Consider the following 16,198-nt stretch of genomic DNA (forward strand, 5'->3'; position numbering starts at 1 on the left):
GAGAGGGAGGGAGACGACCCATGCGATTCCATCTGATCGACCAGATCGACGACTGGGAGTCCGGGGCGCGTCTGCGGGGCCACAAGGTCACCACCGCCGACGAGCCGTACTGGAGTCCCACGCCGCACGGCCCCGTGATGCCGGGCGCGCTGGTGCTGGAGGCACTCGCCCAGGCGGGCACCTGGCTCCTGCTCCTGAGCACCGGCTACAAGCGGCGCGCCGCGCTGGCGAGTGCCGCGAACGTGCGGTGGCACGACGAAGTGCTGCCGGGCGACGTACTCGATCTCGATGTCCGGTTCGTCTCGTTCGACGAGACGGCCGTGACCCTGGACGGCACCGTGCGGGTCGGCGACCGCACGGTCCTGGAGGCCACCGGCGTGATGTGCGCCGCGCTCGCCAGCGACCAGCTCGAGGACCCCGCGGACACCGAGCTGATGGGCCGGCAACTGCTGCGCACGGAGGTGCTGCGATGAAGCGTGTAGTGATCACCGGAATGGGGGCGGTGACCCCGCTCGGCAACGACGCCCCCACGACCTGGGACGGCCTCGCCACCGGCCGCAGCGGCGTCGGGGAACTGACGACCATCGAGACCGAGGGGTTCCAGGTACGGATCGCCGGGCAGGTCAAGGACTTCCGGCTGAAGGACCTGGTGCCGCGCGAGGTCGGCCTGCGGCATCTGTCCCGGCCGGGACAGTTCGGGCTCGCGGCCGCCCAGGAGGCGCTGCGCGACGCGGGTGTCGACCGCGACACGTACGACAGCGAGGACATGGGTGTCTCCGTCGGCGCCAGCGTCGGCAGGCCGGGACTGCAGTGGCTGCTCGACGTGGGCGAACTGCGCGAGAGCACCGGCGACGAGAACGCGTTCATCCCCTACTCGCCGTCCCAGACACTGGAGTTCAGCCAGAACGTGCCGGCCGCCGCGATCGCGCGGCTGATCGACGCGACGGGTCCCCTCATGGGGGTCAGTACGGCCTGCTCCGGCTCGGGCCATGCCATCGGCGAGGCGTTCCGCGCCATCCAGGAGGGCGACGCCACCCTGATGGTGGCCGGCGGCTACGACTCGCTGACCTCCTGGATGGACGTACTCGGCTTCAGCCTGCTCGGCGCGCTCACCGACCGCTACAACGACGACCCGCAGACGGCCAGCCGGCCCTTCGACGGTGAGCGGTCGGGCTTCGTCCTCGGCGAGGGCGGCGTGCTGTTCGTCCTGGAGGAACTGGAGTCCGCGCTGGCCCGCGGCGCGCACATCCACGCCGAGATCCTCGGCTACGGATCGAGCCTCAACGCCTGGCGGATCACCGACTCACCGCCGGACGGCTCCGGCGCGATCGAGTCGATGGCCGGCGCCGTCAACGACGCGGGCGTGGGCACCGAAGCCATCGACTACGTGGTCGCGCACGGCACCAGCACCCACGGCAACGACCTGTCCGAGACCACCGCGATCAAGAAGCTGTTCGGTGACGACGCGACACGCCTGGTCATCAGCTCGCCCAAGTCCATGGCCGGGCACCTGACATCGGCCGGCGCCGCGCTCAACGTGCTCGCCGCCGTGGGCGCCATCCAGAACTCGCTGGTGCCCCCCACCATCAACCTCACCCACCCCGACCGCAAGCTCGATCTGGACTATGTGCCCAACACCGCGCGCAACCAGCCGGTCAAGCACGCCCTGATCAACGCCTTCGCGTTCGGCGGCACCAACATCAGCCTGGTCGTGGGCCGTTACGAGGCAGCGCGATGAGCGACGGCACAGCGATGAGCGGGGTCGTCACCCCCCAAGTCACCGGCCACCCCGTGCACGCCGCCCTGTCCGGCGTCCGGGTACGGCCCGGCGTGGACGCCGTGGCACTGCGGAACATCCCCAACACCCTCGAGGTCTTCGCCACCCACTTCCCGCGGTTTCCCATCCTGCCCGGCGTGCTGCTCGTCGCCACCGCCGTCGACGTGGCCGTCCTGGCCGCGCCGCCGGCCGCGTACGGCTGGCGCCTGAAGGAAGCGACCCGGGTGCGCTGGCGGCGACCGGTCAGGCCCGGTGACCAGGTGTCGATCCACGCCGAACTCACCGGCCGCGACGGCGACGACACGATCCACTTCAAGATCACGGCGGAGGTGGCGGGAACGCCGGTCGCCACCATCCGGACGCTGACCGTGGTGCGCCGGCCCTCCGCACCGGCCACAGCCACCGATTCCCTCAAGGAGCAGCGATGAGCGGCAATGGACGCCAGGTCGTGATCAGCGGCATCGGGCTGCTGACCGCGCTCGGCGAAGGGCCCGAGACCAACTGGAAGGCGCTCCTCGAAGGCCACAGCGGCATCCGCCCCATCCAGGAATACGACACCTCCCATCTGCAGACCCGGCTGGGCGCGGAGATCGACGGGTTCGACCCGGCGCGCTTCGCCTCCAGGCGCCAGCTCAACACCATGAACCGCGGCGACCAGCTCGGCCTCGCGGCGGCCACCCTGGCCCTGCGCGACGCCGGCATCGACACCAGCAACGAACTGGGCGGCCGCACCGGCCTGTTCCTCGGCGGCAACAAGTCGATGGGCCGGATGGGACAGCTCATCTCGGGGCTGCGCGCCGTGCGCCGCCCCGACGGCACCCCCGACATGAAGCTGCTCGGCGAGACCGCCGACACCATCATGCCGCCGCTCTTCTTCGTCGAAGGGCTGCAGCCCGGCGCGGTCTTCCACGTCTCGCAGACCTTCGGCATCCGCGGCGTCAACGCCTTCTTCGCCGGGACGGCCGACGCCGGCGCCACCGCGATCGCCCGCGCCGCCCGCGCCATCCGGCGCGGCGAGGCGGACCGGATCGTCGCGGGCGGCTACGACGACGCGACCAGCTGGTGGTCGATGACGCACCTGGACCGCATCGGCGTCCTCACCACCCGCAACGAGCTGGGCGCCGCCGCCTTCAGGCCCTACGACCAGAACCGCAGCGGAGCGGTGCTCGGCGAGGGCGGCGCCGTCCTCGTCCTGGAGGAGAAGGAGGCCGCGCGCGCCCGCGGCGCCCGGATCTACGCCGAGGTGAGCGGCGTCGGCAACGGCCACGACGCACGCACGCCGCCCGCCACGGACCCGCAGGGCCGGGGCCTCACCCGGGCGGTGCGGCGCGCCCTCGACGACGCCCGGCTGAACCCCGCCGACCTCGGCTACATCGCCTCGCACGGAGCCGCGACCAAGATCGGGGACCGCAGTGAGACCGCGGCGCTGCGCACCGTGCTCGGCGAGGCCTCCCGGTCGGTGCCGGTCAGCTGCGTCAAGCCGCAGACCGGACATCTGGTCGGCGGCGCGGGGGCACTGAACGTCGTGTTCTCGGCCCTCGCCCTGCACCACGGCGACATCCCGGCGACAGCCCACCTCGAATCCCCCGACGCCGCCTGCGACATGGACCTGGTGCGCGGCGATGCCCGCACCGCCGCACACCCCGCCACGGCCCTCGCCCTGGCCCGCGGCATCGAGGGCCAGGCCGTCGCCCTGGCACTGTCCCGGCCGGCCTAGACCGTGACGAGCCCCAGTCCGTACGGCGTTCCGGCGGAACCCACCCGCGAAACCAGCAGGCCCAGGTCAGGAGGAGTCAGGCACATGGACAACAACATGTCTTCCGGCGTCGTGCGGGTGGTGGTCTCCGGCGTCGGCGCGATCACCTCCCAGGGGGGCTCCGCCGAAGCGTTCTGGGACGGCGTCCGCACCGGAAAGGTCGCCATCCGCCCGGTGCGGGGCCTGCCCATGGACGGCTACCAGACCCGTATCGGCGGCGAGGTCACCGAGACCCCGCGCCCACGCCGCCACCGTTACAGCTCGGACGACGAAGTCCGTGAGCCCTCCGTCGACTTCGCGCTGGTCGCGGCCGAGGAGGCGATGGAGGCCACCGGGCTCACCCCGGGCGTCGAGATCCCGGCGGAACGCTGGGGCATCGCGTACGGCACCTGCAACGGCGGCTGGCGCAGCGCCGAACACGCCCTGCGCGCACGGGCCATGGGCGAACAGCCCGACTGGCGGCGCTACACCTTCGTACCGGCCCAGGCGGCGGCCGAGGCGCTCGGCGCCGCGTTCGGCGTCAAGGGCCCGGTCCTCTCGGTGAACACCGCCTGTGCCTCGGGCGCCCACGCCGTGGCGCACGCCCTGGAAGTGATGAGGGCGGGCCGCGCGGACGCCATGCTGGTCGGCGGCAGCGACGCCTTCACCGAGACCGCGTTCGCCGGCTTCAGCAGCCTGGAGTCGCTGGCCACCGAGCCCGCCGCGCCCTACTCCAAGGACCGCTCCGGGCTGTCGCTCGGCGAGGGCAGCGGCATGCTCGTCCTGCTCTCGGCGCGGGTCGCGGGGCAACTGGGCGCGCCCGTACTCGCCGAGGTCCTCGGCTACGGGCTGTCGGCCGACGGCTACCACCCCACCGCCCCGCACCCGGACGGCGAGGGGGCGGCCCGGGCGATCCGCGGGGCGCTCGAATCCGCGGGACTCGCACCCGAGGACGTGCGTTACGTCAACGGACACGGCACCGGCACCCCCAAGAACGACTCCGCCGAGAGCAACGCGGTCCGCCTCGCCCTCGGGGAAGCCGCCGAGAAGACCGCCCTGAGCAGTACGAAGTCCATGGTCGGCCATCTGCTCGGGGCCGCCGGAGCGGTCGAGGGCATCGCGACAGTACTCGCCCTGCGCGACCAGATCGCCCCGCCCACCGCGGGCTTCACGGAGACCGATCCGCAGTGCGGTCTCGACCCGGTCCCCGGCACCGGGCGCCCGATGGACCTCGACGTCGCCCTGTCCAACAACTTCGCCTTCGGCGGCGCCAACGCCTCGATCGCCTACGCCCGTCCCGGAGCCGTCTTCGAGGAGCCCGCCGCCCACCGCCCCGACGACGTGGTCGTCACCGGGTTCAGCGCGCTGACCGCCGCGGGCGACGGCGCCGAGGCCCTGTGGCAGGCGTTCGACGAGGGCACGCGGCCCGGCGCGGCCGAGGACGGACTGCGCGTCGCCCGGGCCGTGTTCGACCCGGACGCGGCCGGTACCCGCAAGGAGCGCCGCCGCATGGACCGGCTCTCCCAACTCGCCGTCGCCGCCTGCCGCACCGCCCTGGAACACGCCGGGGTGAGCGACGCCGGCGAACGCGCGGCGACCGGTGTGGTGCTCGGTACGGGCATCGGTCCGGTGGACAGCAACGAGCGCTTCTTCCTCCCGGTGCTCAGCGGCGGACCCGCTCTGGGCAACCCCGGCGTCTTCCCCAACACCGTCCACAACGCGGCGGCCGGCCAGGTCGCCATGGTGCTGGGCGTCAAGGGCCCCACCTCCACCCTGACTTCGGCACACGCCGCGGGCGCCGCCGCGCTCGGCGTCGCCCACGATCTGCTCCGCGCCGGGCGGGCCGACCGCATCGTGGTGGTCGCGGCCGACGCCTTCTCGCCCGGCGCCCTGGACGGCTACCGCAGCATCCCGCTGTTCGGCTCGCCGTCCGGCCGCCGCTACACCCTGGCCGAGGGCGGCATAGCCCTCGTCCTGGAGCGCGCGGAAGCGGCCCGGGAGCGTGGCGCGCACGTCCACGCGGCGGTGCTGTCCCACGCGACGGTCTCCGACGCGGCCGGCATCGGCCGCTGGGACCCCTCGGGCGACGGAGTCGAGCGGGCCATGCGAGCCGCCCTCGCGGACGCGGGCCTCACCCCCGGCGAGCTGACCGGGGTGTGGGCCAACGCCGCGGGCCTGGCCGCCGTGGACCGGCCGGAGGAAGCGGCCATCGGCCGGCTCCTGGCCGGCGCCGAGGTGCCGGTCCGTACGCCCAAGCGGTCGCTCGGCGAGCCGGTGGGCGCCGGTGCGCAGCTGGCCGCGGTCCTGGCCATCGGCTCCTGGCGGCAAGGCCCCGCGGCGGGCCCGGCCCTGATCAACAGCTCCTCGCTCGGCGGCACTCACACGTCGATCGTGCTCGCCCCCTTCCCGACCTCCCGAATGGAGTCCGCCCGATGACCGGCACCACCGTGCGCCCCGAGACGGCCGAGAACCTCAGCGTGAAGATCCTGTCCACCGGTGGCCATGTCCCCGGTGACCCGATCGACAACGCCGCACTGGAGAAGATCGTCGGCCCGCTCCCGGACGACGTCCTCGCGGGCATCGAGGTCGAGACCCGGCACTGGATGATCGACACGGTCACCGGCAGGCACCTGACCTCCAACAGCCGGATGGCGGAGGCCGCGGGGCGCCAGGCACTGGAGCGGGCGGGTGTCGGCGCCGACGAGATCGACCTCCTGGTGGTGTGCACCGCGAGCCCCGAATACCTGCTGCCGAACGTCGCCACGACCGTGCAGCACTACCTCGGTCTCGAACGGTGCGCCGCCATCGAGGTACGCGGTGCCTGCGCCGGCTGGGTCCAGGCCCTCGACATCGCGCGACGCCAGCTCGCCGACGGCACGGCGCGCACCGCCCTGGTGATCGGCAGCGAGGCGATCTCCCCGCTGATGGCCCCGATGTTCCTCGGCAAGGACCCCTTCAAGGTCCGTATGCGCGAGCGGCTGACCCTCTACACGTTCGGTGACGGGGCCGGCGCCGTACTGCTGCGGGCCGAACCGGCCGAGGCCGGTCACCGGGACGACTTCGCCTTCGTCAACGCCTGCATGGGCGGCCTGCGCAAGCCCGGCATGGAGATCATCGGCGGCGGCACCGACGTGTCCCAGCAGGAGCAGCTGCAGCGCAAGCGGCTGATCGACATGAAGGTCGACGTGCCGGGCACGACGACGTTCTCGCCCCGGGTCTTCGTCACGGCCGTGCAGGACATGACGGCCCGCTCCGGCTGGTCGCTGAGCGACCTCGACGCGCTGGTGCTGCCCGAGGGCAACGCGGACTACTTCGCCCGCGAGTACGAGGACGCGGGTCTCTCGGCCGCCGACGACGAGGCGTTGAACGGAAAGATCGTCGAGAACCTCGCCGAGGTGGGCGCCACCGGCTCCGCCGCCGTGCCGCTCGCCCTGGACGCCGCCTGGGTGTCGGGCCGTATCCGGCCCGGCCACAAGGTCGTCCTGCTCGGCATCGAGGCCAGCCGCTACGTCTACACGGGCCTCTCGCTCACCTGGCAGACCCCCGCCTACGCGGCCGCCTGACCTCGCCTCGCCTCACCACGCCACGCCCCGCACCGCTCCGCCACGCCCCCGCCGACAGATCCAGAACACGAGGGATGAGAAGCACATGCCGATGACCACCCACCCGGCCGTCGAGGACTTCCTCGCCATGGTCAACACCCGTGACGCCGACCGCGTCGACACGCACTGCACGATCGGTCACATCGACCACAACCCGGTGGTGCCCGACGGCCGCGAGGCCAACCGGACCTTCTGGAAGGGCGTCTTCGCCGCGTTCCCCGACATCACCGCCACCGCCAAGGACCTGGTGATCTCCGGGGACCGCGTCGCGGGCCGCTTCGAGTACGTGGGCACCCACCAGGGCGAGTTCCTCGGCATACCGGCGACGCACCGCACGGTGCGGATCCACTCCATCGACATCTGGCGGCTCGAGGACGGCCTGTTCGCCGAGCACTGGGACCAGACCAACCTCTTCGAGGTTCTGCAGGAGCTCAAGTCCGCGGCCGTCCCGGCCTGACCGGCCCCGCACCCGAAGAACAGGCACGCGAACAGACCGCCACGGAGGCAGAGATGGAACAACGCACACTGGGCCGGGACGGAGTCACGGTCTCCGCCGAGGGACTCGGCTGCATGGGCATGACCTTCGGCTACGGAGACTCCGACGAGGCCGAGGCGATCGCCACGGTCCACCGGGCCCTGGAAGCCGGGGTGACCCTGCTGGACACCGCCGACATGTACGGGCCGTTCACCAACGAGGCACTCGTCGGCAGAGCCGTCCGCGGCCGGCGCGACCAGGTCGTCCTGGCCTCGAAGGTCGGCAACGAGATCGGCGCCGACGGCAAGCTGACCGGCTCCCTCAACGGCCGCCCCGAGTACATCAAGCAAGCCGTCGAGGGCAGCCTCGGCCGGCTCGGCACCGACCACCTCGACCTCTACTACCTGCACCGGATCGACCCGGCCGTGCCGGTCGAGGAGAGCGTCGGCGCCATGGCCGAACTGGTCGCGGCGGGCAAGGTCCGCCACATCGGTGTCTCCGAGGCGTCCGCGGGGACCATCCGCCGGGCCCACGCGACGCACCCGCTGGCCGCCGTCCAGACCGAGTACTCGCTGTTCACCCGGGACGTCGAGACCAACGGCGTACTGGACACGGTGCGCGAACTGGGCATCGGGTTCGTGGCCTACAGCCCGCTGGGCCGCGGCTTCCTCACCGGAGGCATCCGCAGCCAGCAGGACATTCCGCAGGGCCTCGACTTCCGCCGCTTCTCCCCGCGCTTCGCCGAGGACAACCTGCGGCGCAACCTGCCCGTCGTGGACGCGCTGACGACGCTCGCCCAGCTCCTGGGTATCTCCGCCACCCAACTCGCGCTGGCCTGGGTGCTCTCCCGGGGCCAGGACGTCGTCGCCATCCCGGGCACCAAACGCCGCAAGTACCTGGAGGAGAACCTCGGCGCCGTCGACGTCTCCCTCTCCGCCGACGCGCTCGCGGAGATCGAGCGCATCGCCCCGCCCGGCGTCACGGCGGGCGACCGCTACCCCGCCGACGCCATGGCCCACCTCGACGGCTGACCGCCCGACGGACCGCCCGCCCGATCCCCGACCATCCCACCCACGTGAAGGAGAACACCGTGTCCGCACCGCGCATACGCCGGGCGCTGATCGCCGGCGGCGGCATAGGCGGCATCGCCACAGCGCTGGCCCTGCAGCAACAGGGCATCGAATCCACCGTGTTCGAGAGCGCGCCGCGGCTGCGCGACGGCGGCGCCGGCCTGCACATCTGGACCAACGGCATGCTGGCCCTGGAGTATCTGGGACTGGCCGACGAGGTCCGCAAGACCGCTCCGGCCCAGGACATCTGCTCGTTCGCCGACTGGCGGGGCAACTCCATCGGCGACTGGCCGGTCGGCGAGTTCGTCGCCAAATACGGGCAGCCGACGGTCGCCATCGGCCGCTCCGAGCTGCACGGCATCATGCGCGACGCCCTTGTCGCGCCGGTGCGCACCGGCGCCGAGGTGACCGGCTACACCCAGGACCCGGACGGGGTGACCGTACGGTTCGCCGACGGCACCGAGGAGCGCGGCGACATACTCATTGGCGCGGACGGCATCCACTCGGCGGTGCGCGGTCAGCTCCTCGGCCCCGAACCGCCGCACTACACCGGCTACATCGCCTGGCGCGGCCACGCGAAGCTGGGCCCCGAGGAGATTCCGCCCGGCAGCTTCCTCGGCCTGTTCGGCCGCGGCACCCGCTTCACGTACTACGACATCGCACCCGGCGTCGTGCACTGGATGAGCGTGGCGAACGGGCCGGCCGGCGGCCGCGACCAGGGCACCGGGGAGGACACCCTGCGGATGCTGCGGTCCCGGCACCACGGCTGGGTGGACCCGGTCGCCCGCATCCTGGAGGCGACCGACCCGGACAGCATCATCCGCAACGACGTCATCGAACGTAAACCGGACCCCGTCTGGGGCAACGGCCGGGTGACGCTGCTCGGCGACGCCGCGCACGCCGTGAGCTTCAACATCGGCCAGGGCGCGTGCCTGGCCATCGAGGACGCCCTGGTCCTCGCCGAACACCTGAGCCACCCGAGCACGGAGAACGACGTCGTCGGCGCGCTGCGCGGTTACGAGGCCGAGCGGCGCACCCGTACGGCGCCCATGCAGCTGCTCGCGGCACGCATCGGCAGGGCCGGCGCGCTGGAGAACCCGCTGGCCGTCTGGGTCCGCGACAAGCTCATGAAGGCGGCCTGGACCCGCGTCGCGTTCGCCGCGGCCGAGAAGGAGCACGTCGCCTACGGCACCCGCTGGCGCGAGCGCGCCCTGCAGGACCAGCACTGAGCCATGGCGCACACGACCGCACAGAAGGAGGGACCGTCATGGTGACCGTGTCCACGAAGCAGAGCACGGAAAAGAACAACGCGGAAACGAGCAACGCGGAAGCCAGCAGCACGGAGAAGAGCAGCACGGAGAAGAGCAATACAGAGAAGAACAAGGCGACCATCCGCCGCGTCTTCGACGAGTTCGTCAACCAGGGCGATTTCTCGGTCGTGGACGAGATCTACCGGCCGGACATCATCGACCACGAGGGACTCCCGGGCGCCCCCGAGGGCGCCGAGGGCGTCAAGTACACCATCGCGGGGCTGCGTACGGCCTTCCCCGACCTCAAGGTCGTCATCGAGGACATGAGTGCCCACGGCGACCATGTGGTCATCCACAACACCTGGCACGGAACCCACCTCGGTGAACTCCTGGGCATGGCGCCGACCGGCCGCACCATCGAGTCCACCGGAATCGTCATCTGGCGCCTGCAGGACGGGCTGATCGCGGAGCGCTGGGCGGTCGGCGTGGCGTCCAACATGTTCGCCCAGCTCGGGATGCGGATGTTCGCCCCGGCCAAGGGGCGCCGCACGGCCCGCAAGGGCGACACCCCGGTGGTGCGTCTGGTGCCGCTGCGGGCGGGCAGGGCCGACGCCTGGCACCGGCTCATCAGCGAACTGTCGGGTCCGCGGCTGCGCGAGTACGAGGCGTCCCGCCGCCGCCTCGGCATCAGCCACGAGGTCTTCACCGTCGTCCCCGGCAGCGACGGCGCGCAGGTCGCCGTCTACTTCGAGGCCAGGGACCCCGCCCGGGTCGCCCAGCTCTGGGCGGCCGCGGAGAACCCCTTCGACCAGTGGCTGCGCGAGCAGGCCGACGACATCCACGGGACCGATCCCTGGCAGCAGGTCGACGCCGCCGCCGACCGCGCGCCGGGCCACTCCTGGAGCGCCCCGCCGAAGCTCACGCGTAAGGACACCGCCCAGTGAACGTGCTCCACGAAATCCTGACCGGCGTCGCCCTGCTGGCCGTCGCGGTGATCTACGGCACCGACGTGTTCTCCGCGGTGGTCCAGCGGCCGGCCATGGCCCGCGTCGACGACCAAGTCCTCAGCAGCGCCATGGGATTCATCCATTTGTACGGCGACAAGCGGCTGCCGGTGCCGGGCGTGGCCGGTGTCGTCGCCACCGCGCTCACCACCGTCGCGGCCGTGTTCGCGGGCAGCACCACCGCCGTCGCCTCGGGGGCGGTGGCCCTCGTCCTGCTGATCGTCTGGCTGGTCATCTACGGGCGCGTCAGCGCCCCGGTGAACAAGCGGCTGACCGCCGCCGCCGTGGCCGGCACCACGGCGCAAGGGGCCCGTCAGCTGCAACTGACCTGGGACAGCGTGATCAATGTGCGCGTCGTGCTCCAAGGACTGGCGCTGTGCGCCCTGTTCAGCGGCGTGGCCTTCGGCTGACCCGAGCCGGGCCCCGTCGACTGCCGCGGGTCTCCCCACGGCAACACCCCCAATCGAGAGGGAAATCCCATGAAGGTATTTGTCACCGGAGGGTCGGGATACATCGGCCGCTCCCTGCTGCGCGTACTGGCCGACCAGGGCGACTCGGTGACCGCGCTCGTGCGGTCCGAGAAGTCGGCCGAGACGGTCGAGCAGCTCGGCGCGCGGCCGGTACTCGGCGAGCTGACCGACGCGGACACGCTGCGCGCGGCGGCCGCCGCCGCCGACGCCGTGGTGCACCTGGCGCTGACCGGCGACGAGCGTTCCGGCGAGGTGGACAGGATCGCCGCGAACGCCCTGCTCGACGGTGTCGGCGGCAACCCCTACATCCACACGGGCGGCAGCTGGACGTACGGCAACACCGACGGCGCGGTCACCGAGGACGCCCCGTTCGCGCCCCCCATGATCACCGCCTGGCGGGTGCCGCTCGAGGAGCAGTTGCTGGCCACCCGCGCGCAGGGCAAGCACCCGGTCATCGTCCGCCCCGGACTCGTCTACGGGCGGTCCGGCGGACTTCCCGGGTTCTTCCTCGGCGAGGGCGTCCAGGCCGGCGCGATCGGCTACCTGGGCGACGGCTCCACCCACTGGTCGCTCGTGCACGTCGACGACATCGCCGCGCTCTACGCCCGCGCGCTGAAGGCGCCGGCCGGCAGCCAGTACCTGGGTGTTCCGGGTGAGAGTGTGCGGACGCGTGAGGTGGCGGAGGCTCTCAGCCACGCCGCGGGCATTTCCGGCCAGATTCGCTCGGTGTCGATCGAAGAACTCGGCCAGAAGCTGGGCCCGTTGGCGGAAGCGCTGTTCCTGGACCAGCAGTTCGCGACCACCCGCGCGCAGGACGAGCTGGGCTGGATCCCGCAGCACCGGGAGCCGCTGGAGGACCTGGCCAAGGGCATCTGAGCAACTCCGGACGAAGGCCGCCGTTTCCTCGGAAGCGGCGGCCTTCCGCCGCGCGCGGAAGCGGGCCGACGTCCGCCGAACGACCGTCCTGTGCAGGGACGTTGCCGCGCTGCCCGGTTCGGTCCCGTGATCGGGCGCGAGGCTCCGCGTGCTTCCGTTCCGGTGCCCGCGGCGAGTGCCGGCGGCCGGCCGGTCCGCGGGCGCACCCTCCGCCCCGCGCCCTCCCACGCGTCCGCAACGGGACGGAGGGTCGGCTTCCGGTTCTCCGCGGCCGCGCGTCCCGTATCGACGGCCGGCCGATCCGGGACGCGGACGGATCCGCGAGGCGATTTTCCCCACACTTCGTAAGATCTTCCCTGCAGGCCTGGACCTATATATTGAGGCACCAGGCTGCTACTACAGGGGGGAATGGCAGACGGTGAGCTCGCCCCATATCAAAAGCAGGCAGACGCCCAAGACGCCTAAAAGGAACCATGACCCCGACCTGGCGTCCTTATTCGTCGCCCGTCAGTCCGAACTGATCGACGTTTACCGGCAACGACTCCTCGCGGAGCGCAGCCCGTTCGGCCTCGACTCCCAGCGCTGGCACGACAGCGGCCGCTACGCCCGCGAGATCCTCTCGGAGTGCGCGTTCTCCCTGCGCTACGGGCGGCTGCCGGCCGGTGGTGTCTCCATCCTCGACGCACAGCCGGACTACGCCACCGCGGACGAGCGGGACCACGCGGCCATCCAGTGCATCCACGCGGCCCGGATCCTCTTCCAGGTGACCACCAAGACGCTGTGCCAGCTCTTCCAGGGACGCGCGGACAGCTGGCGGCTCGCCCAGGTCCTGACCGATCTGCACACCGCCGTCCACCGCAGCCTGGAGAAGCCGGCCGTACAGCTGGAGAGCGTCCGGCAGAACCAGCGGGACATGTCGCGCCAGATCCACGACCACATCGGCAACTCCGCGAGCCTCGCCCTGCGGCAGCTCGAACTCTTCGACGTCATGCGCCGGCGCGGCGAGGACGAGCAGACGCAGGAGGAGAGGCTCGAGAACCTCAAGAACACCCTCGTCGAGACGGTCATCAGCACCCGGGAGCTCGTGACCGGGCTGCGCGTCGACACCGACACCTCCCGCGGCCTGAAAGCCTCACTCGTCGCCTTCCTCGTCGCCGCGAACGTCACGCACCCCGTCGTGCACTTCGACATCCACGACGACGTGGACTGCCTGACCGTGACCATGGGGGACTCGCTCTTCGTCATGCTGCGCGAGTGCCTGCGCAACACGATCAACCACGCGCACGCCTTCACGGTGACCGTCGGCGTGGGCGTGGAGGACGGCCAACTGGTCGCCCGGGTCAAGGACGACGGCGTCGGCTTCGACCCCCGTGAGCGCATGGGCAACGGACTGCGGTCCCTGTACGAGCGCGCCGAACTGTTCGGCGGCACCGTGACAGTCATGAGCGGACCCGATCGCGGCACGCTGGTCACCCTCAACCTTCCCCTGGCCGGAGGCGACCGTGACGCAGCCCGCCTCTGAGACGGACCCCATCCGGATCATCGCGGTCGACGACCATTCCCTGCTGCGCAACGCCCTGTGCGAGCTGCTGAACGCGGAGGGCGACCTGACGGTGGTCGCGCAGACCGACGAGCCGGCGCGTATCAAGGAACTGGCCCGTCGGCATGACGCGGAGGTGCTGCTGCTCGACGTGGAGATGCCGGACAGTCACGCGCCCACCGTGGTCGCGGAGTTGAGCCGGGCTCTGCCCGATCTGAAGATCCTGATCCTCAGCATGCACGGCGACCCGCAGCTCATCCAGGAGTTGCTGCGTCGTGGCGCCAAGAGTTATCTGCACAAGAGCACCCGCCACGAGACCCTGTTGGCGGCCATCCGCAACACCCGCAGCGCGGACGCGCACACCATCATCGCGGTGCCCCAGCAGGAGGGCCGGCAGAACGCTTTCGCGCCCGCGCCCGCCGGGCTCTCACCGCGCGAGCGCGAGGTGCTGACGCTCGTGGCGCACGCCATGAGCAACCGTCAGATCGCCAACCGGCTCGGGGTCGCGGAGGGCACGGTCAAGCGGCATCTGCGCAATATCTTCGAGAAGTTGGAGGCGGTGTCCCGGGTGGACGCGGTCAACAAGGCGATCGACGCCCATCTGATCGTCCGCCGGCCCCACCTCGCCGACGGCCGCTGACCACCCGTACCGGGGGAGGGCCGGGTCAGCCGGCGGGTCGGCCGATCCGGGGCAGCCCGGTCCGGGGCAGCCCGGTCCGGATCAGCCGATCCGAGCCAGTCCGCGGGCGGTACGCCGTCCCGCTCCCCGGGAGACGGCCAGCGGGTCCCAGTCCGTCGCCCGCGGCGGGAGCAGCTCCGGGGCGCCCAGGCGTGCGCCCCGATGGACCTCCGACAGCAGCCGACGGTCCATGATCTGCGCCGCGCAGGCCATACCGCCGACGGCGGCGCCCGTGATGCCGCTGCCGTAGCGGGTGCTGGCACCCACCATGTGCAGGCCCTCGATCGTGCTCCGAGTGTCGGGTCGGTTGCCCACGCCGCCCCAGCGGGCCAGCCCGTAGGGCGTGCCACCGGTGGCGAGCGTGTAGCGCTCATGGGTGATGGGCGTCGCCGTCTCCAGATGGACGATGTGGTCGCGGAAGGGCCCCAGCGCCTCCTCCGCGGCGCTCAGCATCGCCTCGGTCAGATAGGCCTTGCGCTCCTGGTAGGCCTGGTTGCGCCGGTAGCGCTCACCGGCCGCCGGGCCCTCGCGCACACCCCAGTACTCGTACCCGGGCGGACAGAGCGTCATCACCTGGAAGTTGCTGTGACCCGGCGGGCAGACATGCCGGGCGCCGGGCTCCTTCAGGGAGGCGAAGGAGACGAAGAGGAACGGCACCGGGTCGATGCGCTCCTCGGCCAGCCGGCGGTACGCGGCCTCGATGTCACCGTCGCGGTACCACCACAGATTGGCGTTCGGGCGGGCGGGCAGTTCCGTGTCGAGCGCGATGTAGAGCGTGGCGAAGGGCAGCGCCATCTCCGCCTGCCGGGTCCGGGCCACCAGCCGGCGGCCGAAGTGCTCCTCGCCCACGAGGTCCCGTACGGTCCTCGTGTAGTCGGCGTTGGACACCACGAGGGGCGCCTTGAGGACGGTGCCGTCGGCCAGCCCCACCCCGGTCACCCTGCCGCCCTCGACGAGGATGCGCCCGACCCGGCTCCTGGTGCGCAGTTCACCCCCGTACGCCTCCAGCGCCTCCACCAGTGAGGCGGCCAGTACCTGGCCACCGCCCCGCGGGTAGTAGGCGCCCCGCAGGTAGTGGTCGGTGACGGCGGCGTGCTGGGAGACGACGGCGTCGCGCGGGCCCATGCCGTAGTTGGGGGACTGGGCGGCCAGCACGGTCCTGGCCCGCGGCGAGAGGGAGCAGTGGTCGAACAGCTCCGTCACCGTGCTGCGTCCCCAGCGGGCCGTGACCGGGGTGCGGGCCATGAGATCGGCCACGGACAGGTCGCCGTCCGACAGCATCAGTTCCCGCGTCTCGTCCGCGACGGCGGCGCAGATGTCGGTGAACATCAGGATGCCGGCGGCGTCCCCGGGCAGCGCCTCCATCAGCCGCTTCGTGTAGCCCTGCCATCCCTGCGGGACGTCCACCGTGAGGCCGGGCAGGGCGATACGGTCGAACCCGTCCTGGTCCATCTCCCGGTAGGTGACCCGCCCTTCGAGGCCGAGCCCGGCGAAGATCGCGGGCAGTACCCCGTCGGGCCCGCAGTCCCCCAGGTAGTGGACGCCCACATCGAACTCGTAGGCCCGGCGGCGGCGGAAGACATGGCTGTTGCCGCCCGCCACGTCATGCTGCTCCAGTACGAGCACCCGGCGTCCGCCGGCCGCCAGATAGGCCGCGCACACCAGCCCGCCCATGCCGCTTCCGACGACGATGGCGTCGAACTCATCCTGTCTCACCATG

At 71.8% G+C, this 16,198-nt stretch carries 15 protein-coding genes; 14 read left to right on the top strand and 1 reads right to left on the bottom strand.

Going from position 1 to position 16,198, the window contains the following annotated elements:
- The first annotated feature begins 20 nt into the window (after positions 1-20).
- The 14 genes from FE633_RS04770 to FE633_RS04835 all read left to right on the top strand — a co-directional run bounded on the left by FE633_RS04770 (position 21) and on the right by FE633_RS04835 (position 14,439).
- The gene (locus tag FE633_RS04770) at positions 21-473 is read left to right on the top strand and encodes a hotdog family protein (RefSeq protein ID WP_138043795.1); all 453 of its coding nucleotides are present in this window, start codon (positions 21-23) and stop codon (positions 471-473) included.
- Complete coding sequence (locus tag FE633_RS04775) at positions 470-1,738, top strand: beta-ketoacyl-[acyl-carrier-protein] synthase family protein (protein WP_138043796.1); 1,269 nt, start codon at positions 470-472, stop codon at positions 1,736-1,738. The genes FE633_RS04770 and FE633_RS04775 overlap by 4 nt, the downstream gene beginning before the upstream one ends.
- Positions 1,735-2,205: an ApeI family dehydratase gene (locus FE633_RS04780; protein ID WP_246113411.1), complete on the top strand. Its 471-nt coding sequence runs from the start codon at positions 1,735-1,737 to the stop codon at positions 2,203-2,205. Before FE633_RS04775 ends, FE633_RS04780 begins: the two co-directional genes overlap by 4 nt.
- Positions 2,202-3,494, top strand: coding sequence for a beta-ketoacyl-[acyl-carrier-protein] synthase family protein (locus tag FE633_RS04785; RefSeq protein WP_138043797.1), 1,293 nt, complete (start codon positions 2,202-2,204; stop codon positions 3,492-3,494). Before FE633_RS04780 ends, FE633_RS04785 begins: the two co-directional genes overlap by 4 nt.
- 84 nt (positions 3,495-3,578) lie before the next feature.
- Entirely contained in the window at positions 3,579-5,948 is a 2,370-nt protein-coding gene (locus tag FE633_RS04790; RefSeq protein WP_138043798.1) for a beta-ketoacyl-[acyl-carrier-protein] synthase family protein, read from the top strand.
- Positions 5,945-7,075, top strand: a complete 1,131-nt coding sequence (locus tag FE633_RS04795) for a 3-oxoacyl-ACP synthase III family protein (RefSeq protein WP_171059798.1) — start codon at positions 5,945-5,947, stop codon at positions 7,073-7,075. The genes FE633_RS04790 and FE633_RS04795 overlap by 4 nt, the downstream gene beginning before the upstream one ends.
- A gap of 85 nt (positions 7,076-7,160) precedes the next feature.
- The gene (locus FE633_RS04800) at positions 7,161-7,571 is read left to right on the top strand and encodes an ester cyclase (protein WP_246113412.1); all 411 of its coding nucleotides are present in this window, start codon (positions 7,161-7,163) and stop codon (positions 7,569-7,571) included.
- Between the two features lie 53 nt (positions 7,572-7,624).
- A complete protein-coding gene (locus FE633_RS04805; RefSeq protein ID WP_138043799.1) occupies positions 7,625-8,620 on the top strand; it encodes an aldo/keto reductase in 996 nt (331 codons plus the stop codon).
- A gap of 59 nt (positions 8,621-8,679) precedes the next feature.
- Positions 8,680-9,888, top strand: a complete 1,209-nt coding sequence (locus FE633_RS04810; RefSeq protein WP_138043800.1) for an FAD-dependent oxidoreductase — start codon at positions 8,680-8,682, stop codon at positions 9,886-9,888.
- A gap of 38 nt (positions 9,889-9,926) precedes the next feature.
- Positions 9,927-10,853, top strand: coding sequence for an ester cyclase (locus tag FE633_RS04815; RefSeq protein ID WP_138043801.1), 927 nt, complete (start codon positions 9,927-9,929; stop codon positions 10,851-10,853).
- Positions 10,850-11,323, top strand: a complete 474-nt coding sequence (locus tag FE633_RS04820) for a DUF1772 domain-containing protein (RefSeq protein ID WP_246113413.1) — start codon at positions 10,850-10,852, stop codon at positions 11,321-11,323. Before FE633_RS04815 ends, FE633_RS04820 begins: the two co-directional genes overlap by 4 nt.
- 69 nt (positions 11,324-11,392) lie before the next feature.
- Positions 11,393-12,259, top strand: coding sequence for an NAD-dependent epimerase/dehydratase family protein (locus FE633_RS04825; protein WP_138043802.1), 867 nt, complete (start codon positions 11,393-11,395; stop codon positions 12,257-12,259).
- A gap of 418 nt (positions 12,260-12,677) precedes the next feature.
- Entirely contained in the window at positions 12,678-13,781 is a 1,104-nt protein-coding gene (locus FE633_RS04830) for a sensor histidine kinase (RefSeq protein WP_138043803.1), read from the top strand.
- Positions 13,762-14,439: a response regulator gene (locus FE633_RS04835; RefSeq protein WP_138043804.1), complete on the top strand. Its 678-nt coding sequence runs from the start codon at positions 13,762-13,764 to the stop codon at positions 14,437-14,439. The genes FE633_RS04830 and FE633_RS04835 overlap by 20 nt, the downstream gene beginning before the upstream one ends.
- 81 nt (positions 14,440-14,520) lie before the next feature.
- Here FE633_RS04835 and FE633_RS04840 read toward each other — a convergent pair whose 3' ends face one another.
- Complete coding sequence (locus FE633_RS04840) at positions 14,521-16,197, bottom strand: phytoene desaturase family protein (protein ID WP_171059799.1); 1,677 nt, start codon at positions 16,195-16,197, stop codon at positions 14,521-14,523.
- Position 16,198: the final 1 nt, after the last annotated feature.

The organism is Streptomyces montanus (assembly GCF_005786655.1).
Classification (GTDB): domain Bacteria; phylum Actinomycetota; class Actinomycetes; order Streptomycetales; family Streptomycetaceae; genus Streptomyces; species Streptomyces sporangiiformans.

Coding starts and splice junctions, on each gene's coding strand:
- FE633_RS04770 (WP_138043795.1), top strand. CDS start 21: ATGCGATTCCATCTGATCGACCAGATCGACGACTGGGAGTCCGGGGCG.
- FE633_RS04775 (WP_138043796.1), top strand. CDS start 470: ATGAAGCGTGTAGTGATCACCGGAATGGGGGCGGTGACCCCGCTCGGC.
- FE633_RS04780 (WP_246113411.1), top strand. CDS start 1,735: ATGAGCGACGGCACAGCGATGAGCGGGGTCGTCACCCCCCAAGTCACC.
- FE633_RS04785 (WP_138043797.1), top strand. CDS start 2,202: ATGAGCGGCAATGGACGCCAGGTCGTGATCAGCGGCATCGGGCTGCTG.
- FE633_RS04790 (WP_138043798.1), top strand. CDS start 3,579: ATGGACAACAACATGTCTTCCGGCGTCGTGCGGGTGGTGGTCTCCGGC.
- FE633_RS04795 (WP_171059798.1), top strand. CDS start 5,945: ATGACCGGCACCACCGTGCGCCCCGAGACGGCCGAGAACCTCAGCGTG.
- FE633_RS04800 (WP_246113412.1), top strand. CDS start 7,161: ATGCCGATGACCACCCACCCGGCCGTCGAGGACTTCCTCGCCATGGTC.
- FE633_RS04805 (WP_138043799.1), top strand. CDS start 7,625: ATGGAACAACGCACACTGGGCCGGGACGGAGTCACGGTCTCCGCCGAG.
- FE633_RS04815 (WP_138043801.1), top strand. CDS start 9,927: ATGGTGACCGTGTCCACGAAGCAGAGCACGGAAAAGAACAACGCGGAA.
- FE633_RS04825 (WP_138043802.1), top strand. CDS start 11,393: ATGAAGGTATTTGTCACCGGAGGGTCGGGATACATCGGCCGCTCCCTG.
- FE633_RS04840 (WP_171059799.1), bottom strand. CDS start 16,197: ATGGTGAGACAGGATGAGTTCGACGCCATCGTCGTCGGAAGCGGCATG.